Here is a 22998-nt window from a genome sequence, read left to right as displayed (position 1 = left end):
TCCGGGAGACTGCCATGACCGACCCCGCCAGGACCGACCCGGCAACGACCCCGCTCGTGGTCGACGTCGTCTCCGACGTGGTCTGCCCGTGGTGCTTCGTCGGCAAGCGGCGGCTGGAGCAGGCCATCGCGAGCCGCCCCGGCCGCCCGGTCGCCGTGCGCTGGCACCCCTTCCAGCTCGACCCGACCATCCCGGCCGGCGGCATGGACCGGCGCGAGTACATGGAGCGCAAGTTCGGCACCGGCGGGCGCCTCGCCGAAATCCACCAGCGGCTCGAGGCCATCGGCTCGGAGGTGGGGATCGATTTCGCGTTCGGCGCGATCTCGCGGTCGCCCAACACGCGCGACGCCCACCGCCTGCTGCGCTGGGGCGCCATCGAGGGCGTGCAGAACGCCCTCGCGGAGGGCCTCTTCCGCGCCTACTTCGAGCAGGGTCGCGACATCGGCGACAAGGCGGTCCTCGCCGACTGCGCCGCCGACGCCGGCCTCGACCGCGACACCGCCGCGGCCTTGCTGGACGGCGACGACCTCTCGCAGGACATCGACGTCGAACTCGCCGCCGTGCAGCGTGCCGGCATCCAGGGCGTGCCGTTCTTCATCATCGCCGGCCGCTACGCCGTCTCCGGCGCCGAGGCGCCCGAGGTGCTGGCCGACATCATGGACCAGGCCGCGGCCGAGGCGCAGGCCTAACCGCCACCAGCGCGCGGAGGCCGGCGCCGGGAGACGTTCGAGGCCGCCCTTGTCAGGCGGCCTTCTTCTTCTCGGCGAGGCCGGCGAGGTCGCGCAGGATCACGGCCGTGCCCTTCAGCCGGTCGCGCGGCTCGTCGAAATCGCGCACGAACACGATCCGCATGTCGGGGCGTACCTTGGCGAGCGAGCCCTGCTGCCCGATGAACCGCACCAGCCCCTCCGGATTGGCGAAGGCGTTGTCGCGGAAGGAGACGATGACGCCCTTGGGGCCCGCATCCACCTTGTCGACGTTCGCGCGGCGGCAAAGCGCCTTGATCGCGACGATGTCGAGCAGTTGCTCGACCTCCTCAGGCAGCGGCCCGAAGCGGTCGATGAGCTCGGCCGCGATGCCCTGGATCTCCGCGTCGGTGTCGAGCATCGACAGCCGCTTGTAGAGGCCGAGCCGTAGGTGGAGGTCCTGCACGTAGTGCTCGGGGATCATCACCGGCGTGCCGATGGTGATCGACGGCGACCAGTGGTCGTCGCGCGCGTCCTCGTCCGAGATACCGGCCTTCAGCTGCGCCACGGCCTCCTCCAGCATCTGCTGGTAGAGCTCGTAGCCCACCTCCTTGATGTGGCCCGACTGCTCGTCGCCGAGCAGGTTGCCGGCGCCGCGGATGTCGAGGTCGTGGCTGGCGAGCTGGAAGCCCGCGCCCAGCGTGTCGAGCGACTGCAGCACCTTGAGCCGCCGCTCGGCCTGCGCCGTCAGCTGCCGGTTGGCCGGCACGGTGAAGAGCGCGTAGGCGCGGGTCTTGCCGCGGCCGACGCGCCCGCGCAGCTGGTAGAGCTGGCCGAGGCCGAACATGTCGGCCCTGTGCACCACGAGCGTGTTGGCGGAGGGGATGTCGAGGCCCGACTCCACGATCGCCGTCGACAGCAGGATGTCGTACTTGCCCTCGTAGAACGCCGTCATGACGTCCTCGAGCTCGGTCGCGGCCATCTGGCCGTGCGCCACGGCGACCTTCGCCTCCGGCACCTCTGCGGCGAGGAAGGCGCGGGCCTCCGCGATGTCCTCGACGCGCGGGCACACGTAGAAGCTCTGCCCGCCGCGGAACCGTTCGCGCAGCAGCGCCTCGCGGATGATCAGCGGGTCGAACGGCGTCACGAAGGTGCGCACGGCGAGGCGGTCCACCGGCGGCGTCGCGATGATCGACAGCTCGCGCACGCCGGTGAGGGCGAGTTGCAGCGTCCGCGGGATCGGCGTCGCCGACAGGGTGAGCACGTGGATCTCGGCGCGCAGCTCCTTCAGCCGCTCCTTGTGGCCGACGCCGAAGTGCTGCTCCTCGTCGACGATCAGCAGGGCGAGGTCCTTGAAGGCGATCCCCTTGCCGAGCAGCGCGTGCGTGCCGACGACGATGTCGACCGTGCCGTCGGCGAGGCCCGCCTTCACCGCCTTCTGTTCCGCCGCCGGAACGAACCGCGACAGCTGGCTCACGCGCACCGGCAGGCCGTGGAAGCGTTCGGAAAACGTCTTGTAGTGCTGGCGGGCGAGCAGCGTCGTCGGCACGACGACCGCCACCTGCCGGCCCTGGAGCGCCACGGCGAAGGCCGCGCGCAGCGCCACCTCCGTCTTGCCGAAGCCGACGTCGCCGCACACCAGCCGGTCCATCGGCTTGCCCTGCGACAGGTCGGACAGCACGGAATCGATGGCGTTCTGCTGGTCCTCGGTCTCGTCGTAGGGGAAGCGGGCGCAGAACTCGTCGTAGAGCCCCTCCGACGGCACGAAGCGCGGCGCATCCTGCAGTGCGCGGGCCGCCGCCACCTTGATGAGCGCGTGCGCCATCTCGCGGATGCGCTGCTTGAGCTTGGCCTTGCGGGCCTGCCAGGCGCCGCCGCCGAGCTTGTCGAGCGCGACCTCGGTGTCCTCCGAGCCGTAGCGCGACAGGAGCTCGATGTTCTCGACCGGCAGGAACAGCTTGTCGCCGCCCGCATAGTGCAGCTCGAGGCAGTCGTGCGGCGCCCCGGCGGCGTCGATGGTCTTGAGCCCCACGAACCGGCCGATGCCGTGGTCGACATGCACCACGAGGTCGCCCTGCGTCAGGCTGCCGACCTCGCCGATCACGTCCTGCGGGCGCTTGGCCCGGCGGGTGCGGCGCACCAGCCGGTCGCCGAGGATGTCCTGCTCGCCGACGACGGCCCAGTCCTCGGTCTCGAAACCGGTCTCCAGCCCCCAGATCGCCAGCGTGGCGACGTTGCGCGGCTGCGCCTGCGCGTGGGCGAGCTGCGCCACCGGCACCGCGCCCTTGAGGCCGTGGTCGGCCAGCACGTGGGAGAGGCGCTCGCGCGAGCCCTCGGACCACGATGCCACGACGACCCGCTTGCCCTGCCCCTGCAGGGCGCGGATGTGGGTGACGGCCGCGTCGAAGACGTTGGCAGCCCCGCTCTCGCCCTCGTGCGCCCGCTCCGCCGCGAAGCTGCGGCCCTGCCGCCCGCCGACGTCGATGACGGCACGCCCGGCCGTCTCCGGCTGCGCGAAGGGCGTGAACCGCACCACCGTGGCGGTCGCGAGCCGCTCGTTGAGCTCGTTCGCCGTGAGGTAGAGCGCATCGGGCTGAAGCGGCTTATAGGGCGCCCCCTGCCCCGCGCCCGTGCGCTCCAGCGCCGCCTTGCGCGCCTCGTAGTAGTCCTGCACCTGCGACAGGCGCTCGCCCGCCGCTTCGTCGACCCGCGCGTCGAGCGCGACGGGCGCGCTGCCGAAATAGTCGATCAGCGTGTCGAGCCCGTCGTGGAACAGCGGAAGCCAGTGCTCGAGCCCCGGATGCCGGCGCCCCTCGCTCACTGCCTCGTAGAGCGTGTCGTCGCGCGTCGCGGCGCCGAACAGCGTGACGTAGGCCTGCCGGAAGCGGCGGATCGTCTCCGTCGTCAGCTGCACCTCGCTCATCGGCACGAGGTCGAGCGCGCGCAGCTGTCCCGTCGTGCGCTGGGTCTCGGGGTCGAAGGCGCGGATCGACTCCAGCGTGTCGCCGAAGAAGTCGAGGCGCACGGGCGCCGGCAGGCCGGGCGCGTAGAGGTCGACGATGCCGCCGCGCACGGCGTACTCGCCCGTCTCGCGCACGGTCGAGGTGCGCAGGAAGCCGTTGTTCTCCAGCCAGGCGGCGAGGTCGCGCGTGTCGACCATGTTGCCGGGCGCCGCCGAGAACGTCTCGCCGGCCACCTTGGCCCGCCGCGGCACCCGCTGCAGCAGCGCGTTGACGGTGGTGAGCACCACCCGCGGCTTCTCCTCGCCGGAGCGCGAGCGCGCGAGCCGCGCCAGCGCCGTCATGCGCCGCGAGGCGATGGCGGCGTTCGGGGAGACGCGGTCGTAGGGCTGGCAGTCCCAGCTCGGGATCGACAGCACCTCGAGGTCCGGCGCCACGAAGGCGAGGCCGTTCTCCATCAGTTGCAGGCGCTGCCCGTCGCGGGCGACGAACACGACCGCGGCGGGAGCCTCCCCGCCCTCCCGCGCACTGGCGCGGGCAAGGTCGGCGAGCACCATCGCGTCGACGCCGTCCGGCACCGAGGAGAGCGTGAAGCTGTCGCGCCGACGCAGCAGGTCGGCGGCGCGGGCGGCTGGATTGGTCTTGGCCATGCGGTCGTGGCGGGGGCGCGCGCCCCCGCGCCTCAGATATGGATCGGCGCCATGTGGGTATGGAACGACTTCACCTTGCGGTAGACGTCCGTGTCGTAGTTCTCCGGCACGGGCGCCGCGTCGGTGAGCCAGGCGAAGAGGTCGCGGTCGGGAACCTCGATAAGCTGCTCGTAGACGTCGAGCTCGGCCTCGCTGAGGTCGGCGATGTGGGCGTCGGCGAACTGGCCCATGATCAGGTCCATCTCGCGGATGCCCCGGTGCCACGAGCGGAACAGGATCCGCCGCCGGCGAACGTCGAGGTCCGCGCTGCTGCGCCGCGTGCCGGTCATGGACGGGTCTCCGGGGACGAGGTCTCTTCTCGGGCCGGCCGCAGCCGCCAGGCCGCGTATATAGCGGCCCCCGCCGCCGCTGTCAGGTAGACCTGCGTCGCGCCCCGGGCATGGGCGCGGGCACGCGGCGCCATCGTGCGAACGACGACAACCCGCGATGCCCGTCGCCCCCTTCTCCCCGCATGCGGGGAGAAGGTCCCGGAGCGCAGCGGAGGGGGATGAGGGGCTGCCGGGGGTATCGGGTGCAGTCCTCGGGAGCGCGACCACAGCAAGCTCGGCGTGCGGCCGCGGCCTGTTGCCCGCCACCGCCCCTCATCCGGCGCTTCGCGCCACCTTCTCCCCGCAGGCGGGGCGAAGGGGAACGGCACCATCGCGCCCTCCCCGATCACCCCCGGCGGTTCGAAGGCGCGGGAAGGGGGTCCAGCCCGCTGGGTGCCTCACCCCTCCGCGTCGCCTCGGGCCCAGCCCTCCTTCACCGCCTCGACATGGGCGTCGAAGCGCTTCTCGGAGATGGCGCGGCGCAGGCCGGCCATGAGGTCCTGGTAGTAGGCGAGGTTCACCCACGTCAGCAGCATCATGCCGAGGATCTCGCCCGCCTTGACGAGGTGGTGAAGGTAGGCGCGGCTGTAGTCGCGCGCCGCCGGGCACGTCGACTCCGGGTCGAGCGGGCGCGGATCGTCGGCATGGCGTGCGTTGCGCAGGTTGATCTTGCCGAACCGCGTATAGGCGAGCCCGTGCCGCCCCGCCCGCGTCGGCATCACGCAGTCGAACATGTCGACGCCCCGGCGCACCGACTCGACGATGTCGTCGGGCGTGCCCACCCCCATCAGGTAGCGCGGCTTGGCGGCCGGCAGGTGCGGCTCGACGACGTCGATCATCGCCAGCATCACATCCTGCGGCTCGCCCACGGCAAGCCCGCCGATGGAGTAGCCCTTGAAGTCCATGTCGACGAGCGCCCGGGCGCTGCGGATGCGCAGCGCCTCGACCGCGCCGCCCTGCACGATGCCGAACAGCGCCTTGCCCGGCTGGTCGCCGAAGGCGGCCTTGCTGCGCTGCGCCCAGCGCAGCGACAGCTCCATGGCCCGCTCGGCCTCCTCGTCGCTGCACGGCAGCTTCACGCATTCGTCGAGCTGCATCTGGATGTCGGACCCGAGCAGCCCCTGGATCTCGACCGACCGCTCGGGCGTGAGCACGTGCTTCGACCCGTCGATGTGCGACTGGAAGGTGACGCCCTGCTCGTCCATTTTCCTGAGCTGCGCCAAGGACATCACCTGGAATCCTCCGGAATCGGTGAGGATCGGGTAGGGCCAGCGCATGAAGGCGTGGAGGCCGCCGAGGCGGGCGATGCGCTCGGCGCCGGGGCGCAGCATCAGGTGGTAGGTGTTGCCGAGCACGACGTCGGCGCCGAGCGCCTTCACCTGGTCGGCGTACATCGCCTTCACCGTGCCGGCGGTGCCCACCGGCATGAAGGCGGGCGTGCGGATGACGCCCCGCGGCATGCTGATCTCGCCGGTGCGGGCGCGCCCGTCCGTGCCACTGACGGTGAAGACGAAGGTGTCGGGGGTCGTCATGCGTCGGTCTCCGGCGCCCGGAACAGCAGGGACGCGTCGCCATAGGAGTAGAACCGGTAGCCCGACGCGATGGCGTGCGCATAGGCCGCCTTCATCCGCTCGAGCCCGCTGAAGGCGCTGACCAGCATGAACAGCGTCGACCGCGGCAGGTGGAAATTGGTCATCAGCACGTCCACCGCCCGGAAGCGGTAGCCCGGCGTGATGAAGATCGAGGTCGAGCCCTGCCACGGCGCGAAGCGGCCATCCTCCCCGACGGCGCTCTCCAGCAGGCGAAGCGACGTGGTCCCGACGGCGACGATGCGCCCTCCCCGGCGACGCACGGCGTCCAGCGTCGCCGCCGCCTCAGCGCCGATCTCGCCCCACTCGGCATGCATCCGGTGCTCGGCCGTGTCGTCCGCCTTCACCGGCAGGAAGGTCCCTGCCCCCACGTGCAGCGTGACGCGGACGGTGGGAATGCCGGCGGCCTCGAGCCTTGCGAGGAGTTCGGGCGTGAAGTGGAGGCCCGCCGTCGGAGCAGCCACCGAGCCCTCGTGCCGGGCGTAGACCGTCTGGTAGTCCAGCCGGTCGCGCTCGTCCTCGGGGCGGCGGCTGGCGATGTAGGGCGGCAGCGGCATGTGGCCGAGCCGGGCGATGGCCTCGTCGAGCAGCGGTCCGGAGAGGTCGAAGCGCAGCGTGATCTCGCCGCCCTCCCCTTTGGCCTCGATGGTGGCGTCGAGCTCGCCCAGGCTGCAGGCCATGTCGCTCGTCGCGCCGAAGCGGATGCGGTCGCCGGGGGCGAGGCGCTTGCCCGGCCGGGCGAAGGCGCGCCAGCGGTCGGGCGCCTCGCGCTGGTGCAGCAGCGCCTCGACCCGCACCTGCGTCTCGCCGCGCACCCTCACCCCGTCGAGCCGGGCCGGGATCACCCTCGTGTCGTTGACGACGAGGACGTCGCCCGGGGAAAGGCAGTCCGGAAGGTCGGCGACGATCCGGTCCGCCATCGGCGCCGGCGCCGCCGGCACGACGAGCAGGCGGGCCCGGTCCCGTGGCTCCACGGGCCGCAGGGCGATCCGCTCCTCCGGCAGGTCGAAATCGAACAGGTCGACGCGCATGATGGTCTCCGCGGGTCGCCGGTATGGCGGGGCTCCGCCGGGATTGCAACCGCGGCGCCCGCAACCGGCAAGCGTGCCCTCCCGTCGGATGCACGCGCCCTATGAGGCGGAAAGTCCAGAGCAACTAACCAGCAGTTGTATATTGCCCGATCAACGCAGAATGTCCGGAGCCGTTGCATCGAATCCGAATTGATCCGGAGTGGAAACGGCGAATACTCAACCCCGCCATTGAGGCATGACGTCCCGTTTCAGAATCAGTTTTCAGTATCATTTTCCCGAACTGCGGCGGCCGGCTCCCCAAGCCGGCCGTTTGCTGTGGGGGCTCATGATGAATGCGGCTTAACGCCCGATGCCGCGAAAATCCCGCGATCGCCGATACCACCGTTTTGCCTCAACCTTGAGCAAAGCGTTACACCCTCGACGGTGCGTGCCATAAGGACGGCGTGAAGACGGAGATTGCACTCCGGAGCCTCATTTCAGGCCATTCATTTCGAGGGTCAGGGCGACAACGAAAACGGCCGGATCGGGAGACCGATCCGGCCGAAATCGTTTCCGCCGAAGCGGCGTGGCGTGTCAGGCGGCGGCGCCGAGGCTTGCCTTGACGATGCGGTCGGGATCGCGCACGGGCTCGCCGCGCTTGAACTTGTCGACGTTCTCCATGCCTTCGACGACCTTGCCCCACACCGTGTACTGGCGGTCGAGGAAGCGGGCGTCGTCGAAGCAGATGAAGAACTGCGAGTTCGCCGAGTCGGGGTTCTGCGAGCGGGCCATCGAGCAGACGCCGCGCACGTGCGGCTCCGCGTTGAACTCGGCCTTGAGGTTCGGGTACTTCGAGCCGCCCATCCCGGTGCCGGTCGGGTCGCCGCCCTGGGCCATGAAGCCGTCGATCACGCGGTGGAACACCACCCCGTCATAGAAGCCTTCCGACACGAGCTGCTTGATGCGCGCGACGTGCCCGGGGGCGAGGTCCGGCCGCAGCTGGATGACCACGCGCCCCTGGGTGGTTTCGAGCACGAGGGTGTTGTCGTCTGTCGAGGTCACGTCCGGATCCTTTCGATCACTTCACGTCGGCGAGTACGCGCAGGGAGACGATCTTGTCCGGACCCCGCACCTGTCCGTTGGGGCCATCGCCCTTCTTGATCTTGTCGACGAACTCCATGCCCGACACCACCTGCCCGAAGGCGGTGTAGTTGCCGGTCAGGTGTGGCGCCGCGTCGAAGCAGATGAAGAACTGCGAGTTGGCCGAGTTCGGCGAGCTCGACCGCGCCATGCCCAGCGTGCCGCGCTGGAACGGCTGCGGCGTGAACTCCGCCGGGATGTTGGGCATGTCCGAGCCGCCGGTGCCGTCGCCCTTGGGATCGCCCGTCTGCGCCATGAAGCCGGGGATGACGCGGTGGAACACGATGCCGTCGTAGAAGCCGCGGCGCACCAGCGTCTTCACCTGCTCGACGTGCTTGGGCGCGAGGTCCGGACGCAGGCGGATCATCACCTTGCCGTCCTTCAGCGTCAGCACCAGCGTGTTCTCGGGGTCGAGCGGCGGCTGCTGGGCGTGGCCGGGCGAAAGGCCGGCGACGAGCACGGCCGCGAGGGCCAGCGTGGCAAGGGCCAGGGTACGAAGCATGGATCCTCCCGTTCAGGTCGTTCGAGGTGGCCTCACCGCGGCTTCGCCGCACGCGCCGCAAGGCGCGCCGCGACCCCGGCGGGGACGAAGGGGGTGACGTCGCCACCCATCGCCGCGATCTGCCGCACGAGCGTGGCCGTGATGGGGCGGACCGCGGGGGACGCGGGGCAGAACACCGTCAGCACGTCGGGGGCCATGGTGCCGTTCATGCCGGCGAGCTGCATCTCGTAGTCGAGGTCGGTGCCGTCGCGCAGGCCGCGCAGCAGCGCCGTCGCGCCCGCCCGCCGCGCCGCGTCCACGGCGAGGTCGGCGAAGGTCGTCACCTCGACCGCCGAGCCGGCGCCGGCGGCGATCGCGCCGCACTCGGCCATGATCATCTCCGCGCGTTCCTCGGCCGAGAACACCGGCGTCTTGCCCGGATGCACCCCGATGGCGACGACGACGCGGTCGAACAGCCGCAGCCCCTGCCGGATGACGTCGACGTGCCCGTTCGTCAGCGGATCGAACGAGCCGGCGTAGAAGGCGGTGCGGGGCGCGCGCGGTGAAACCATGGCGCGTGATTACAGGGTGCCCGAGGCCCCCGCAAGCGAGGCGGTGGACGATGCAATCCGCAAATGCGGGCGGGAAAAAGCGCAAGCCCTCGCTTCATGTGGCCTGCGGGCGGTTGCGGCGTGCGGCTAGCACCCGAATACTGGCGGCATGCTGGAACTGCTGCATGCCCACCTGACGCTCCTGTTCGGCTCGGCCCTTGCCCTCGTCGGCATCCTGTCGAGCCTCGCCGCCTCGCGCTTCGGCGTGCCCATCCTGCTCGTCTTCCTGGGCATCGGCATGCTGGCGGGCGAGGACGGCCTGGGCGGCGTGCTCTTCAGCGACTACCGCCTGACCTACATCATCGGCTCGGCCGCGCTGGCGATCATCCTGTTCGACGGCGGCCTGCGCACCCGCTCGGCCACGGTGCGCTCGGCCATCGGGCCTGCGGGAACCCTCGCGACCGTCGGCGTGCTCGCCACGGCGGCGGCGACAGGCCTCGTCGCGATGATGCTGCTCAAGCTCAACGTGGTGCAGGGCCTGCTCATCGGCGCCATCGTCGCCTCCACCGACGCCGCCGTGGTCTTCTTCCTGCTGCGCACGGGCGGCCTGCAGCTGCGCCGGCGCGTCGGCGCCACCCTGGAGGTCGAATCGAGCACCAACGACCCCGTGGCCGTGCTGCTGACGCTGGTGCTGGTGGAGATCGCCCTCGGCATGCCCGGCGAGGACTGGGGCCACGTCGTCGCCGCCATCCTGCGGGCGGTCACCATCGGCGTCGCGGTCGGCGTCGCCGGCGGCTTCGCGCTGGTGTCGGCCCTCAACCGGCTCACCCTGCCCACCGGCCTGCATCCGGCCTTCGTCGTCACGGCGGCGGTGGTGATGTTCGCCCTCGCCCAGTCGCTCGACGGCAGCGGCTTCCTCGCCGCCTACGTCGCCGGCCTCGTGCTGGGCAACCGGCCGATCCGCGCCTACGGCTCGATCATCACCTTCCACGACACCGCGACCTGGCTCTGCCAGATCATCCTGTTCACCCTGCTGGGCCTGCTCGTCACGCCGTCCAAGATCGTGCCGGTGCTGGCGCCGGCGATCGCCATCGCCGTGTTCCTGATGCTGGTCGGGCGGCCCTTCGCGGTCTTCATGTGCCTGATCCCGTTCCGCTTCTCGCGCCGGGAGATGACCTTCGTCTCCTGGGTGGGCCTGCGCGGCGGCGTCTCCATCTTCCTCGCGACCATCCCGACGCTGGCGGGCCTGCCGAACGCGGAGATCTTCTTCAACGTCGCCTTCGTCGTGGTGGTCGTCTCGCTCGTCGTCCAGGGCTGGACCATCGGCTATGCCGCGCGGCGCACCGGGGTGGCGCTGCGCGACAGCGCGCCCGAGGTGAAGCGCATCGACATCGACCTCCCCGGCCAGCTGGACGCCGAGCTCGTGGGCTACCCGCTCGTCGACCCCAGCCCCGCGACCCGCCACCGCGCCCTGCCGCGCTGGGTGAAGCCGGTGCTCGTCATCCGCAACGAGAGCATCCTGGAGCCCGCCGAGGCCGGGCCGCTCAAGGAGGGCGACTACGGCTACTTCCTGGCCCCGACGCAGCGCCTCGCCCGCCTCGACCGCTTCTTCGCGGTCGACGGTACCATTCCGGCGCCCGACGCCGTTCCCGAGTTCCCGTTCGACGCCGGCCTCAGCGCCGGCGCCGTGGCCGACCTCTACGGGCTGGAGATCGACGCCGAGGAGCGCGGCATGTCGATCGCCGACCTCTTCGCCGACCGGCTCGACGGCGCCCCGCAGGAAGGCGACCGGCTGGACTTCGGCGACGCCATCCTCATCGCCCACGACGTCGCCGACGACCGCGTCCGCCTCGCCGGCCTTCTGCTGGAGGCGACGCCCGAGGACGACGAAGGCCCGCCTCCCACCGGGCTGGCGGCCATCAGGGCCAGGCTAAAGGGGCTGCTGTCGCCCGCGTGAACAGGGCCAAAGCCTGGCCCGCGGCCCCGGTTCCGGCAGCCGCCAAGGCCATACTGGTGCCCGCCGCACATCGCTCCCCGCCCCGCCGCCATCCCTGGTGCGCCGCAGGCGCGGGAAGGGGGTCCATAGGATCGCACCCGACGCTGGATCCCCTTCCCGGTCCGCTGCGCGGACCGCCGGGGATGACGGCGGACGGTTTGGAGCAATGGTGATGAGCGACGGCGCGGCAAGTTCGGCAGGGCCGGTGCGGCGCAGACACGACGGCAAGGCGTGCGCGCACGGGGACACACGAAGCGCGACGCGCGAGGCCATCGGCCGCCCGTGTCGGGCTCCGCTGGCGAGGTAGGCACGGACGCGGGACGCGGTCCGGGATGCGGGTGGAAAGGTGGGAAGGCGTGGACCGCCTCCCGCGCCGGCCTTGTCCGCGGACCCGCGCTCGTCGGCGCGGTCCGCGGTCGGGCCTGGGTTCCGGTCGTCCGCCACGCGCGGCGGGCGTCGGTCAGGATGGCGTCAGGGCGTCGTCACAACCCATCTTCCGCCGTCGGGACGAAGCACGGGCCCATGCTTCGCGATCCGGTCCCGCACCACCCGATCCGGTTTCGGACGCTCGCGAGACGAGGAATATTTGCCTCGCATCGCATGCGCTGTCAAGCATGCATCGTCCGGCCTGCCACTCCGCAGGGGCGTTGCCGCTTACTCGGGCGCGACCTCCGTCCCGGCGGCTCCCTCGCCGTCGCCGGCATCGCCCTCGTCCTCGCCCTCGTCGCTGATGCGCTCGACCGAGACGACCTTCTCGCCGTCCGTCTTGAAGACGATGACGCCCTGCGTGTTCCGGCCCGCGACGCGGATGCCCGCGACGGGGCAGCGGATCAGTTGCCCGCCGTCGGTGACGAGCATGATCTGGTCCGTCTCCTCCACCGGGAACGCGCCCACCAGCGGCCCGTTGCGGTCGTTCATCGCCATCGCGACGATGCCCTTGCCGCCCCGGTTGGTGACGCGGATCTCATAGGCGGAGGTGCGCTTGCCGTAGCCGTTCTGCGAGATGGTCAGCACCACCTGCTCGCGGGCGGAGAGCTCGCTGTAGCGCTCCTGCGACAGCGTGGCGTCGTCCGCCGCGGCCTCGACCGAGGCCTCCGCATCCTCGGCCTCCGGCACGCCGGCCTCCTCGCCGATCCCCTCGCCCTGGACGGCACGGCGCATGCGCAGATAGGCGGCGCGCTCGTCCGGGGTGGCGTCGACGTGGCGCAGGATCGCCATCGAGATGATCGTGTCGCCCGACGCCAGCGAGATTCCCCGCACGCCGGTCGAGTCGCGGCCCTTGAAGACGCGCACGTCGTCGACGCAGAAGCGGATGCACTGGCCGAGCGCCGTGGTCAGCAGCACGTCGTCCTCGGCCGTGCAGATCTGCACGTCGACGATGCTGTCGCCCTCGTCGAGCTTCATGGCGATCTTGCCGGCCTTGTTGACGTTGACGAAGTCCGACAGCTTGTTGCGCCGCACGCTGCCCGTCGCCGTGGCGAACATGACGTCGAGCGTCTCCCACGCCGCCTCGTCCTCCGGCAGCGGCATGATGGTGGTGATGCGCTCGCCCGCCTCCAGCGGCAGCATGTTGATGAGCGCCTTGCCGCGCGCCTGCGGCGCCGACAGCGGCAGCCGCCACACCTTCTCCTTGTAGACCTGCCCGTGCGACGAGAAGAACAGCACCGGCGCATGGGTGGACGCGACGAACAGCCGGGCGACGAAATCCTCGTCGCGCGTCGACATGCCCGAGCGGCCCTTGCCGCCGCGCCGCTGCGCCCGGTAGGTCGAGAGCGGCACGCGCTTGATGTAGCCGGCGTGCGAGACCGTGACGACCATGTCCTCGCGCTGGATCAGGTCCTCGTCGTCGACGTCGCTGTCCCACTCGGTGATGATCGTGCGCCGCGGCGTCGCGTGCGCCGCCTTCACCTCGGCGAGCTCGGTCTTGACGATGCCGAGGATCCGCACGCGCGAGCGCAGGATGTCGAGGTAGTCCGCGATCTCGGCGGCGAGCTTGTTGAGCTCGTCGGCGATCTCGTCCCGCCCCAGGGCGGTGAGGCGCTGCAGGCGCAGGTCGAGGATGGCACGGGCCTGCGCCTCCGAGAGGCGGTAGGTGTCGTCCTCGGCCACCCTGTGCAGCGGGTCGTCGATGAGCGCGATCAGCGGCGCCACGTCCTTCGCCGGCCAGTCGCGCGCCATCAGGGCCTCGCGTGCGGCATTGGCGTCCGGCGAGGAGCGGATCGTGTGGATCACCTCGTCGATGTTGGCGACCGCGATGGCGAGGCCCACCAGCACGTGGGCCCGGTCGCGCGCCTTGCCGAGCAGGAAGCGCGTGCGGCGGCTGACGACCTCCTCGCGGAACTCCACGAAGGCCCGGATGAGGTCCTTCAGGTTCATCGTCTCGGGCCGGCCGCCGTTGAGCGCGACCATGTTGGCGCCGAAGCTCGTCTGCAGCGCCGTGTAGCGCCACAGCTGGTTCAGCACCACGTCGGCCATGGCGTCGCGCTTGATCTCGATGACGATGCGCATGCCGTCGCGGTCGGATTCGTCGCGCAGGTCCGAGATGCCCTCGATCCGCTTCTCGCGAACCAGCTCCGCGATCTTCTCGATCAGCGTCGCCTTGTTCACCTGGTAGGGGATCTCGGTGACGATGATCGCCTCGCGGTCCTTGCGGATCTGCTCGACGCTCGTCTTGGCCCGCATGATGATCGAGCCGCGGCCCGTCGTGTAGGCGTTGCGGATGCCGCCCTTGCCGATGATGCTGCCGCCGGTCGGGAAGTCCGGCCCCGGCACGTGCTCCATCAGCTGCTCGATGGTGAGGCCCGGATCGTCGACATAGGCGATGCAGGCGTCCACAACCTCGCCGAGGTTGTGCGGCGGCACGTTGGTCGCCATGCCGACGGCGATGCCGCCCGCCCCGTTGACCAGCAGGTTCGGGAAGCGCGCCGGCAGGACGGTCGGCTCCTTCTCGGAGCCGTCGTAGTTGGGCTGGAAGTCGACCGTGTCCTTGTCGAGGTCCTCGAGCAAGGCCATCGCGGGCTTGGCGAGGCGCACCTCGGTGTAGCGCATGGCCGCCGCGGGATCGCCGTCGACAGAGCCGAAGTTGCCCTGGCCGTCGGCCAGCGGCAGGCGCATCGAGAAGTCCTGCGCCATGCGCACCAGCGCGTCGTAGATCGACTGGTCGCCGTGCGGGTGGTACTTGCCGATGACGTCGCCGACCACGCGCGCCGACTTGCGGTACGGCCGGTCCGGGAAGTACCCGTTCTCGTTCATCGAGTAGAGGATGCGCCGGTGCACCGGCTTGAGGCCGTCGCGGGCGTCCGGCAGCGCGCGGCTCACGATCACGCTCATCGCGTAGTCGAGGTAGCTGCGCTTCATCTCGTCGGTGATCGAGACGGGGCGGATGTCCTGCCCCTCACCGGAGCCGGGAGGCGTCGTCTTGTCGTCGTCGGCCAACTGATTCGTCCATGGACGTTCGAGGTGCGTCGTCCTTACCCGATTCCGCTCCCGGAAGCCACCCCGCAGCACCCCTGTGGATGGCTTTTTTCCGTCGCTTTTTCAATGGGTTGTGGACAGGCCGGGATGGTCCGCCTCAGCCCGCCACGACGGCATGCATGATCCGCCCCGGCAGCAGGGTGAAAAGCCCAGCGACCACAAGCCCGTAGAGGAACAGGCCGCGCATCGTGCGCCGGTGCTCCTCGATGCGTCCGGCCCGCGCCGCGAGCACGCCCCGCACCAGCTGCGTCAGCACGAACACCGACAGCAGGTGGATGACGCTGAACGGCCCCAGCATGCGCAGGTCGTGGATCCAGAACGAGGACAGGGCGGTGGCCGCCATCAGCGCCACCCACACCATGCCGACGGCGCGGTGGACCGGCGTTCCCGGCCGCCCCAGGAACTGGTGCGCCGAGAGCGCCAGGGCGCCGAGCGCCGCGAAGGCATGCCCCTGGATGACCGGCGAGGCAGAGAGCAACGGCGCGAGCGTCATTCCGGCGGCTTTCGGTGCGGGTTCGAAGATGTGAATTGAATTTACATTGACCTCCCTACACCCCCGGCCGAGGTTCTGCAACGGCAGAGTCCCCCGCCGCCGCCCTCGCCGGCCCTTCCCGCCCCCGGACCGGATCATGCTCACGGACTACCTCACCTCCGCCCTCGTCACGCTCATGGTCACGGTCGACCCGCCGGGGCTCGCGCCGATCTTCCTCGGCATCACGCCCGGCATGTCCGACGACGCGCGCCGGCAGGTGGCGAAGCGGGCCGTCGTCATTGCGGGGCTGATCATGGCGGCGTCGGGGATCGCAGGGGCGCAGCTCCTCACCGCGCTCGGCATCACGCTGCCGGCGTTCCGGATCGCCGGCGGCCTGCTGCTGTTCTGGATCGCCTTCGAGATGGTCTTCGCCCGCCGCAACGAGCGGAAGACCGAGCACGCCGAGCAGGCGGTGACGATCGATCACATCCGCAACGTCGCGGCCTTCCCCCTCGCCATCCCGCTGATGGCCGGCCCCGGCGCCATCACGGCCACGATCCTGCTGGCGGGACGCGCCCAGGGCGACCCGGTGAAGCTCGGCATCCTGATGGCCGTCATCATCGCGGTGATGGTGTCGTGCCTCGCGGTCTTCCTGGCCGCCGGCCGCATCTCGAAGTGGCTGGGCATCACGGGCAACGTGGTGCTGACGCGCCTCCTCGGCGTCATCCTCGCGGCGCTGGCCGTGCAGTTCGTGGCCGACGGCGTGAAGGCGATCATCGCCGCCTGAGCGTCACGGCAGAAGCAGGCGCTCCATCAGCAGCGTCCGCGGCACGATCGACGAAACGAACCCATGCTCGTGCAGCGTGTGGGCGCCGTCGCCGTCGATGCCGAGCCCGTCCAGCGTCGGCACGCCGAGCGCCGCGGTGAAGTTGCCGTCGCTTCCCCCGCCGGTCATCGGCACGTCCTCCAGCGCGAAGCCGAGGTCGCGGGCATGGGCCTGCGCCTCCGCCAGCAGCGCCGCCACGGCCGGCGACTTCTCGTAGGGCGGGCGGTTCATGCCGCCCGTCACCGTGACACGGACGTCCGGATGGACGGGCCTGAGCCCGAGGATGGTTGCCGACAGGCGCTCGCCGTCCGCGACCGACGTCACGCGCAGGTCGACCGCGAACTGCGCGTGCTGCGGGATCACGTTGGCGGCCGTGCCGCCCGACATGAGGCCGACGGTCGTGGTGACGCCGCTCGCATAGTCGGTGAGACCCTCGACCGCGAGGATCTGCCGCGCCGCCTCGCGGATGGCGCTGCGGCCGTCGGCATGGCGCGAGCCCGCGTGCGCCGGCCGGCCCTCGACCCGCACGTCGAACCGCCCCACCCCCTTGCGGCCGGTGACGCAGCGCCCGCCGTCGCGCGCCGGCTCCGTCACCAGCACGCGCGACGCCTCGCGCCCCAGTTGCTCGATGATCTCGCGGGTCGTCGGCGAGCCGATCTCCTCGTCCGGCGTGACGAGCCAGGTCAGCGGCACCGGCGACCGGCCCGACGCCGCAGCGGCGCGGAAGGCCGTGAGGCCCATGAAGGCGCCGCCCTTCATGTCGTAGACCCCCGGCCCGTAGAGCCGGTCCCCGTCCCGGCGCACGGGCAGGTCGCGCGCAAGCGTGCCGACCGGGTGCACGGTATCGATGTGCGACATCACCAGCGGGCCCGGCCGGCCATTGCGGGGCCCCGCGCGCAGCACCAGCACGTCGCCGAGGCCGTCGCGCCCGGGGATGCGCTCGATGCCGATGCCGGGCGCCGCCGCGTCCGCCGCGACGGCGTCGACCATGCGGTTCACGGCGTCCCTGTCGCTCGTCGGGCTCTCGATTTCCACCCAGCGGACGATGCCGGCCAGCATGGCGTCGAGATCGGGATGGGGCATCGGGCACTCCGGCGGCAAGGGGATTCGAGGGGGCCGAAATCCTGCGACGGGCCGAGGACCGGCGCCAGCGTCATCCCGGCAGGGGTGCCACGAGCCTGCGGTAGAGGTGCCACGTGGTGTGGCCGAGCACCGGCAGGACCACGGCGAGGCCCAGGAAGGCCGGCAGCGAGCCGATGATGAGCGCGACGACGACGACCGCGGCCCAGCCGACCATCGGCGCCGGGTTGGTGACGACCGAGCGCACGCTGGTGATCATCGCGGTGATGAAGTCGACGTCGCGGTCGAGCAGCAGCGGGAACGAGACCACCGTCAGCGAGAACAGCACCAGCGACAGGATCGCCCCGTCGACGTGCCCGATGAGCAGGAACAGCAGGCCCTCGGGCGTGCCGAGCAGGTTGCTGAGGAAATCGTTCATCGCCATGGGCTGGAAGCCGAAGAACAGGGCCACCAGCAGGCGGATCTGATACATCCACAGGATGAACAGGAAGACGCAGACGAATGCCATCCAGCCCAGTTCCCGGCGGCTCTGCGCGAAGACGACGCCGAGGATCGCGCCCCAGGTGATCGACTCCCCGGTCTCCCGGCGCCGCGAGACCTCGTAGAGGCCGACCGCGACGAACGGCCCGATGAGCGCGAAGCCCGCCGCCAGCGGATAGACGAGGTAGAGCAGCCCCCACGATGCGGTGGCGAGCAGCATCACCAGTCCGCCGACGGCGTAGATGCCCCCGAAGAAGAGCCCGTAGACGGGCTGGGCCTGGAAGTCCCGCAGCCCCGCGGCAAAGGCCTCGGCCACGTCCTGGCGGGTGATCCGCCGGATGACCGGATCGGGCCGCAGGGCCGCCGTGCCGTCCGTACCGGCGCCCGGCGCCTCGCCGGCGATCTCCACGCCCCGCCCCTCGCTCATGGCCATCTCCTCTCCTCATGGACGCCGTTCGGGGGCCGGCGGCGCGTTTTCGCGCATGACGGAAGGATGCCATGACACGGCGGGGGATCAAGGGGCGGGCGAGCGTTCACCGCGCGGGCGCCGCAGGGCCGCTCCGGCATGGCGCCCCACGGCCCTCACCGGCAGGACGCCCCACGGGGTCGTCACCCGAACCGCTTTCGCGCGCCAACGCAATATGCCGGGCGGTTTGCAGCCTCCCTCCCCCTTGTGGGGAGGGATTGAGGGTGGGGGTCGATGCAAGAAGGTGTAGGCCGGTGCAACGGGCCACCCACCGACCGGTGAGGCGCGCGGCCGTCGACAGAACCCCACCCCCGACACCTCCCCACAAGGGGGAGAGGAATCGCTTCCCGACAACCATCGATGCGCCGGCGCGCCATTGCCGGCGTGCTTCAGGGGGAACGCGTTCCGGCGAGGCCTGCCGCTCCGGGATCGATGCCCGGCGCCAGCGTCCTCAGAACGGGATGTCGTCGTCGAGGTCGCCCGCCGGGCGGCTCGAGGCCGGGGCCGGGCGCCGCTCCATGGGCGAGGAGCGGCCGAAGTCCCCGCCGCCGCTGCCGCCGCCCATGCTGCGCCCGCCGGACATGCCGCCGTAGTCGTCGTCGCCGCCGCCCTGGCCGCGGCCGTCGAGGAGCGTGAGTTCGCCGCGGTAGCGCTGCAGCACCACCTCCGTCGTGCTGCGCTCGGCGCCCGTCTTGTCCGTGAACTTGCGGGTCTGCAGCTGGCCCTCGATGTAGACCTTCGACCCCTTCTTCAGGAACTGCTCGGCCACGCGGGCGAGGTTCTCGTTGAAGATGACGACGTTGTGCCACTCGGTGCGCTCCTTGCGCTCGCCGCTGGCCTTGTCGCGCCACGTCTCGGAGGTGGCGACGCTGAAGTTGACGACCGGCTCGCCGCTGCCGAGGCGGCGCACCTCGGGGTCCCGCCCGAGATTGCCCACCAGGATCACCTTGTTGACGCTGCCAGCCATGACGCTCTCCTGACGCTTTCCTGGAAAATCGGTCGACACAATACAGGTCGGGGACGGCGTGCAGGCCCCCGCGCCCCGGTTATCCACTGCCGGGTTATCCACAGCGGCCCACCGGCCGAGGTCCCGTTTGTTCCTGTTGTGTTCTTATCACCCGGCTGCTACACGAGCAAGTGACGGTTTGCCCTGTTGTCGCGTCCCGTGTCGCACTAGGTAATGCCGATGGGCATGGCGGCCGGGCCAGGGCAGCTGCCGCCGCCGCGCCATCGCCCGCGCCGATCATCCAGAGACCGACATGGCATCCATCGACGACCTCTTCGACCGGGCCGCGCGTCCCGGGGACACCCGCGTCATCGCCATTCGCGGGGCGCGCGAACACAACCTGAAGAACGTCGACCTCGTGATCCCGCGCGACAGGCTGGTGGTGTTCACCGGGCTCTCGGGCTCGGGCAAGTCCTCGCTCGCCTTCGACACCATCTATGCCGAGGGCCAGCGGCGCTACGTGGAGAGCCTGTCGGCCTACGCCCGCCAGTTCCTCGAGATGATGCAGAAGCCGGACGTCGACCAGATCGACGGCCTGTCTCCGGCGATCTCGATCGAGCAGAAGACGACCTCGAAGAACCCGCGCTCCACCGTCGGCACGGTGACCGAGATCTACGACTACATGCGCCTGCTGTGGGCGCGCGTCGGCATCCCCTACTCGCCGGCCACCGGCCTGCCCATCGAGAGCCAGACCGTCTCGCAGATGGTCGACCGCGTGCTCGCGCTGCCCGAGAAGACCCGCCTGTTCCTGCTCGCCCCGGTGGTGCGCGGGCGCAAGGGCGAGTACCGCAAGGAGCTCGCCGATTTCCAGAAGCGCGGCTTCCAGCGCGTCAAGATCGACGGTGCCTTCCACGAGATCGCCGACGCGCCGGCGCTCGACAAGAAGCTCAAGCACGACATCGACGTGGTGGTGGACCGCATCGTCGTGCGCGGCGACATCGGCTCGCGCCTCGCCGAGAGCTTCGAGACGGCGCTGGAACTGGCCGACGGCATCGCCGTAATCGAATTCGCCGACGAGAAGACGGACAAGGGCGAGGCGCGCCGGCTCATCTTCTCGCAGAAGTTCGCCTGCCCGGTCTCCGGCTTCACGATCCCCGAGATCGAGCCACGGCTGTTCTCCTTCAACAACCCCTTCGGAGCCTGCCCCTCCTGCGACGGCCTCGGCCACGAGATGGCCATCGACCCGATGCTGGTGGTGCCGGACGAGACGCTGACGCTGCGCGGCGGCGCCGTCGCGCCGTGGGCGCGCTCCACCTCGCCCTACTACGGGCAGACGCTGGCGGCGCTGGGCCAGCACTTCGGCTTCAAGCTCACCGTGAAGTGGGCCGACCTGCCGCAGAAGGCGAAGGACGTCATCCTCTACGGCACGGGCGACGAGAAGGTCCGCTTCTCCTACGACGACGGCCTGCGCGCCTACGAGGTCAACAAGCCCTTCGAGGGCGTGGTGCGCAACCTCGAGCGGCGGTGGAAGGAGACGGAGAGCGACTGGGCGCGCGAGGAGATCGGCCGCTTCATGTCCGAGACGCCCTGCGCCGCCTGCGGCGGGCACCGGCTGAAGCCCGAGGCGCTGGCGGTGAAGATCGCCGGCGAGCACATCGGCGGCGTGGCGCGGCTCTCGGTGCGCGAGGCGCACCGCTGGTTCGGCGACCTGCCTGCGTCACTCGACCCCAAGCAGCAGGAGATCGCCGGCCGCATTCTCAAGGAGATCCGCGAGCGCCTCTCCTTCCTGCTCGACGTCGGCCTCGACTACCTCACTTTGTCGCGCGCCTCCGGCACGCTGTCCGGCGGCGAGAGCCAGCGCATCCGCCTCGCCTCGCAGATCGGCTCCGGCCTCACCGGCGTGCTCTACGTGCTCGACGAGCCCTCCATCGGCCTGCACCAGCGCGACAACGAGCGCCTGCTGCAGACGCTGAAGCGGCTGCGCGACCTCGGCAACAGCGTCATCGTGGTCGAGCACGACGAGGACGCCATCCTGCAGGCCGACTACGTGGTGGACGTGGGCCCCGGCGCCGGCATCCACGGTGGGCAGATCGTCGCGCAGGGCACGCCGCAGGAGATCCTCGCCGACAAGCGCTCCCTCACCGGCCGGTACCTCAAGGGCGACCTCGCCGTCCCCGTGCCGCCCAAGCGCCGCAAGCCGCAGAAGGGCCGCATGCTGCGCATCACCGGGGCGCGGGGCAACAACCTCAAGGGCGTGACGGCGGAGATCCCACTCGGCACCTTCACCTGCGTCACCGGCGTCTCGGGCGGCGGCAAGTCGACGCTCGTCATCGACACGCTCTACAAGGCGGTCGCCCGCCGCCTCAACGGCGCGCTGGAGCACCCGGCGCCCTTCGACACGATCGAGGGGCTGGAGCACCTCGACAAGGTCATCGACATCGACCAGTCGCCCATCGGCCGCACGCCGCGCTCCAACCCGGCGACCTACACCGGCGCCTTCACGCCGATCCGCGAGTGGTTCGCCGGCCTGCCGGAGGCCAAGGCGCGCGGCTACCAGCCGGGCCGCTTCTCCTTCAACGTCAAGGGCGGGCGCTGCGAGGCCTGCCAGGGCGACGGCGTCATCAAGATCGAGATGCACTTCCTGCCCGACGTCTACGTCACCTGCGACGTCTGCAAGGGCAAGCGCTACGACCGCGAGACCCTGGAGGTGAAGTACAAGGAGAAGTCGATCGCCGACGTGCTCGACATGACCGTCGAGGAAGCGGGCGACCTGTTCAAGGCCGTGCCGGCGATCCGCGAGAAGATGGAGACGCTGGCGCGCGTCGGCCTCGACTACGTCAAGGTCGGCCAGCAGGCCACGACCCTCTCGGGCGGCGAGGCGCAGCGCGTGAAGCTGTCGAAGGAGCTCTCGCGCCGCTCCACGGGCCGCACCCTCTACATCCTCGACGAGCCGACGACGGGCCTGCACTTCCACGATGTCGCCAAGCTGCTCGAGGTGCTGCACGAGCTCGTCGAGCAGGGCAACACGGTGGTCGTCATCGAGCACAACCTCGAGGTGGTGAAGACCGCCGACTGGGTGATCGACATGGGTCCCGAGGGCGGCGACGGAGGCGGCATCATCGTCGCCCAGGGCCGCCCGGAGGACATCGCCAAGGTCGAGGCCAGTCACACCGGCCGCTTCCTGCGCGAGGTCCTGGCGCGGCGGCCGTTGAAGGCGCGTTCGCAGGCGGCGGAGTGAGAGCGCAGGCGTTGCGGGGTCATCCCGCGCCGTCCGCCGAAGGCCGCAGCGACGGCCGAACGGGCCCGGCGAGGACGGCGGACGGGTCCGGCCATGACGGAGGATGGAGCCGGGAACGACGGCGGAGGCAGCCGTCCGTCCTTTCCCGCCCGGACGAAGCGGTTGCTGAGGAACGACACACTGCCGCAACGGCCGCGCTGGAGCCCCTCTGCAACCAGTGAAGTCCCCTCTCCCGGACGCTTCCCCTTCAGCTTTCCCTGCCGCTTCCCCAGCAGCTTCCACGGCAGGACCCCTCGCCGGGCCGTTCCGCCACGCGGCGTCATCCTTCGAGACGGGGCTGCCTCTTCACCGTCATCCCCGGCGCGCCGCAGGCGCGGGAAGGGGATCCAGCGATGTCGCAGTGCAGCACACAGCGGTGGGCCTCACCCTGGACTGGCACCGCCTTCGCCATGTGTCCTACGCAGATGGCCGGATGATCTGTGTCAGCTGCCGGTTGACGCGACCCGACCCGTGAAAGCCATCAAGGCCATGAATTATCATGCTTTTCAAGGAACCCAAGCAGAGCGGGTCAATCCCGGCCTCCCC

Annotated in this window: 16 protein-coding genes; 4 read left to right on the top strand and 12 right to left on the bottom strand. The window is 70.6% G+C overall.

From position 1 onward, the window contains the following. Positions 1-14 precede the first annotated feature (14 nt). A complete protein-coding gene (locus ACX9GQ_RS04885; protein ID WP_459628413.1) occupies positions 15-689 on the top strand; it encodes a DsbA family oxidoreductase in 675 nt (224 codons plus the stop codon). A gap of 52 nt (positions 690-741) precedes the next feature. Here ACX9GQ_RS04885 and mfd read toward each other — a convergent pair whose 3' ends face one another. From mfd to coaD, 7 genes are all read right to left on the bottom strand, one after another. Further along, entirely contained in the window at positions 742-4296 is a 3555-nt protein-coding gene (gene mfd / locus ACX9GQ_RS04880) for a transcription-repair coupling factor (protein WP_459628412.1), read from the bottom strand. A gap of 32 nt (positions 4297-4328) precedes the next feature. Next, positions 4329-4625 carry an FAD assembly factor SdhE gene (locus ACX9GQ_RS04875; RefSeq protein ID WP_459628411.1) on the bottom strand — a complete coding sequence of 99 codons (297 nt, stop codon included), beginning with the start codon at positions 4623-4625 and terminating at the stop codon, positions 4329-4331. 437 nt (positions 4626-5062) lie between these two features. Next, a complete protein-coding gene (gene tgt / locus ACX9GQ_RS04870) occupies positions 5063-6196 on the bottom strand; it encodes a tRNA guanosine(34) transglycosylase Tgt (RefSeq protein ID WP_459628410.1) in 1134 nt (377 codons plus the stop codon). Further along, a complete protein-coding gene (gene queA, locus ACX9GQ_RS04865) occupies positions 6193-7284 on the bottom strand; it encodes a tRNA preQ1(34) S-adenosylmethionine ribosyltransferase-isomerase QueA (protein ID WP_459628409.1) in 1092 nt (363 codons plus the stop codon). Before queA ends, tgt begins: the two co-directional genes overlap by 4 nt. A 573-nt stretch (positions 7285-7857) precedes the next feature. Next, positions 7858-8325, bottom strand: coding sequence for a peptidylprolyl isomerase (locus ACX9GQ_RS04860; protein WP_459628408.1), 468 nt, complete (start codon positions 8323-8325; stop codon positions 7858-7860). 16 nt (positions 8326-8341) lie between these two features. Next, positions 8342-8905 (bottom strand): peptidylprolyl isomerase, encoded by a 564-nt coding sequence (locus ACX9GQ_RS04855; RefSeq protein WP_459628407.1) that lies wholly within the window; start codon positions 8903-8905, stop codon positions 8342-8344. 32 nt (positions 8906-8937) lie between these two features. Next, a complete protein-coding gene (gene coaD / locus ACX9GQ_RS04850) occupies positions 8938-9456 on the bottom strand; it encodes a pantetheine-phosphate adenylyltransferase (protein ID WP_459628406.1) in 519 nt (172 codons plus the stop codon). Between the two features lie 148 nt (positions 9457-9604). On the opposite strand from coaD, the gene ACX9GQ_RS04845 reads away from it, so the two are divergent. After that, a complete protein-coding gene (locus ACX9GQ_RS04845; RefSeq protein ID WP_459628405.1) occupies positions 9605-11392 on the top strand; it encodes a potassium/proton antiporter in 1788 nt (595 codons plus the stop codon). A gap of 693 nt (positions 11393-12085) precedes the next feature. Here the strand turns inward: ACX9GQ_RS04845 and gyrA are convergent. After that, entirely contained in the window at positions 12086-14866 is a 2781-nt protein-coding gene (gene gyrA, locus ACX9GQ_RS04840; RefSeq protein ID WP_459628404.1) for a DNA gyrase subunit A, read from the bottom strand. 136 nt (positions 14867-15002) lie between these two features. Beyond that, entirely contained in the window at positions 15003-15398 is a 396-nt protein-coding gene (locus tag ACX9GQ_RS04835) for a DUF2306 domain-containing protein (protein WP_459628403.1), read from the bottom strand. 136 nt (positions 15399-15534) lie between these two features. On the opposite strand from ACX9GQ_RS04835, the gene ACX9GQ_RS04830 reads away from it, so the two are divergent. Beyond that, on the top strand, positions 15535-16164 hold the full coding sequence (locus ACX9GQ_RS04830; RefSeq protein WP_459628402.1) for a MarC family protein: 630 nt from the start codon (positions 15535-15537) through the stop codon (positions 16162-16164). Between the two features lie 3 nt (positions 16165-16167). Here ACX9GQ_RS04830 and ACX9GQ_RS04825 read toward each other — a convergent pair whose 3' ends face one another. The 3 genes from ACX9GQ_RS04825 to ssb all read right to left on the bottom strand — a co-directional run bounded on the left by ACX9GQ_RS04825 (position 16168) and on the right by ssb (position 19196). Beyond that, positions 16168-17286, bottom strand: coding sequence for a M20 family metallopeptidase (locus ACX9GQ_RS04825; RefSeq protein ID WP_459628401.1), 1119 nt, complete (start codon positions 17284-17286; stop codon positions 16168-16170). A gap of 70 nt (positions 17287-17356) precedes the next feature. Beyond that, entirely contained in the window at positions 17357-18190 is an 834-nt protein-coding gene (locus ACX9GQ_RS04820) for a DUF2189 domain-containing protein (RefSeq protein ID WP_459628400.1), read from the bottom strand. A gap of 490 nt (positions 18191-18680) precedes the next feature. Further along, the gene (gene ssb, locus ACX9GQ_RS04815; protein ID WP_459628399.1) at positions 18681-19196 is read right to left on the bottom strand and encodes a single-stranded DNA-binding protein; all 516 of its coding nucleotides are present in this window, start codon (positions 19194-19196) and stop codon (positions 18681-18683) included. A gap of 292 nt (positions 19197-19488) precedes the next feature. Here ssb and uvrA point away from each other — a divergent pair, with 292 nt between their 5' ends. After that, the gene (gene uvrA / locus ACX9GQ_RS04810; RefSeq protein WP_459628398.1) at positions 19489-22413 is read left to right on the top strand and encodes an excinuclease ABC subunit UvrA; all 2925 of its coding nucleotides are present in this window, start codon (positions 19489-19491) and stop codon (positions 22411-22413) included. The last annotated feature ends 585 nt before the right edge of the window (positions 22414-22998 follow it).

It is taken from the genome of Alsobacter sp. R-9, assembly GCF_054612375.1.
This window is presented reverse-complemented; position numbering and strand designations above follow the sequence as displayed.

Excerpts from the sequence above, each read along its gene's own strand:
- ACX9GQ_RS04885 (WP_459628413.1), top strand. The coding sequence starts at position 15 with ATGACCGACCCCGCCAGGACCGACCCGGCAACGACCCCGCTCGTGGTC.
- mfd (WP_459628412.1), bottom strand. The coding sequence starts at position 4,296 with ATGGCCAAGACCAATCCAGCCGCCCGCGCCGCCGACCTGCTGCGTCGG.
- ACX9GQ_RS04875 (WP_459628411.1), bottom strand. The coding sequence starts at position 4,625 with ATGACCGGCACGCGGCGCAGCAGCGCGGACCTCGACGTTCGCCGGCGG.
- tgt (WP_459628410.1), bottom strand. The coding sequence starts at position 6,196 with ATGACGACCCCCGACACCTTCGTCTTCACCGTCAGTGGCACGGACGGG.
- queA (WP_459628409.1), bottom strand. The coding sequence starts at position 7,284 with ATGCGCGTCGACCTGTTCGATTTCGACCTGCCGGAGGAGCGGATCGCC.
- ACX9GQ_RS04855 (WP_459628407.1), bottom strand. The coding sequence starts at position 8,905 with ATGCTTCGTACCCTGGCCCTTGCCACGCTGGCCCTCGCGGCCGTGCTC.
- coaD (WP_459628406.1), bottom strand. The coding sequence starts at position 9,456 with ATGGTTTCACCGCGCGCGCCCCGCACCGCCTTCTACGCCGGCTCGTTC.
- ACX9GQ_RS04845 (WP_459628405.1), top strand. The coding sequence starts at position 9,605 with ATGCTGGAACTGCTGCATGCCCACCTGACGCTCCTGTTCGGCTCGGCC.
- ACX9GQ_RS04835 (WP_459628403.1), bottom strand. The coding sequence starts at position 15,398 with ATGACGCTCGCGCCGTTGCTCTCTGCCTCGCCGGTCATCCAGGGGCAT.
- ACX9GQ_RS04830 (WP_459628402.1), top strand. The coding sequence starts at position 15,535 with ATGCTCACGGACTACCTCACCTCCGCCCTCGTCACGCTCATGGTCACG.
- ACX9GQ_RS04825 (WP_459628401.1), bottom strand. The coding sequence starts at position 17,286 with ATGCCCCATCCCGATCTCGACGCCATGCTGGCCGGCATCGTCCGCTGG.
- ACX9GQ_RS04820 (WP_459628400.1), bottom strand. The coding sequence starts at position 18,190 with ATGAGCGAGGGGCGGGGCGTGGAGATCGCCGGCGAGGCGCCGGGCGCC.
- ssb (WP_459628399.1), bottom strand. The coding sequence starts at position 19,196 with ATGGCTGGCAGCGTCAACAAGGTGATCCTGGTGGGCAATCTCGGGCGG.
- uvrA (WP_459628398.1), top strand. The coding sequence starts at position 19,489 with ATGGCATCCATCGACGACCTCTTCGACCGGGCCGCGCGTCCCGGGGAC.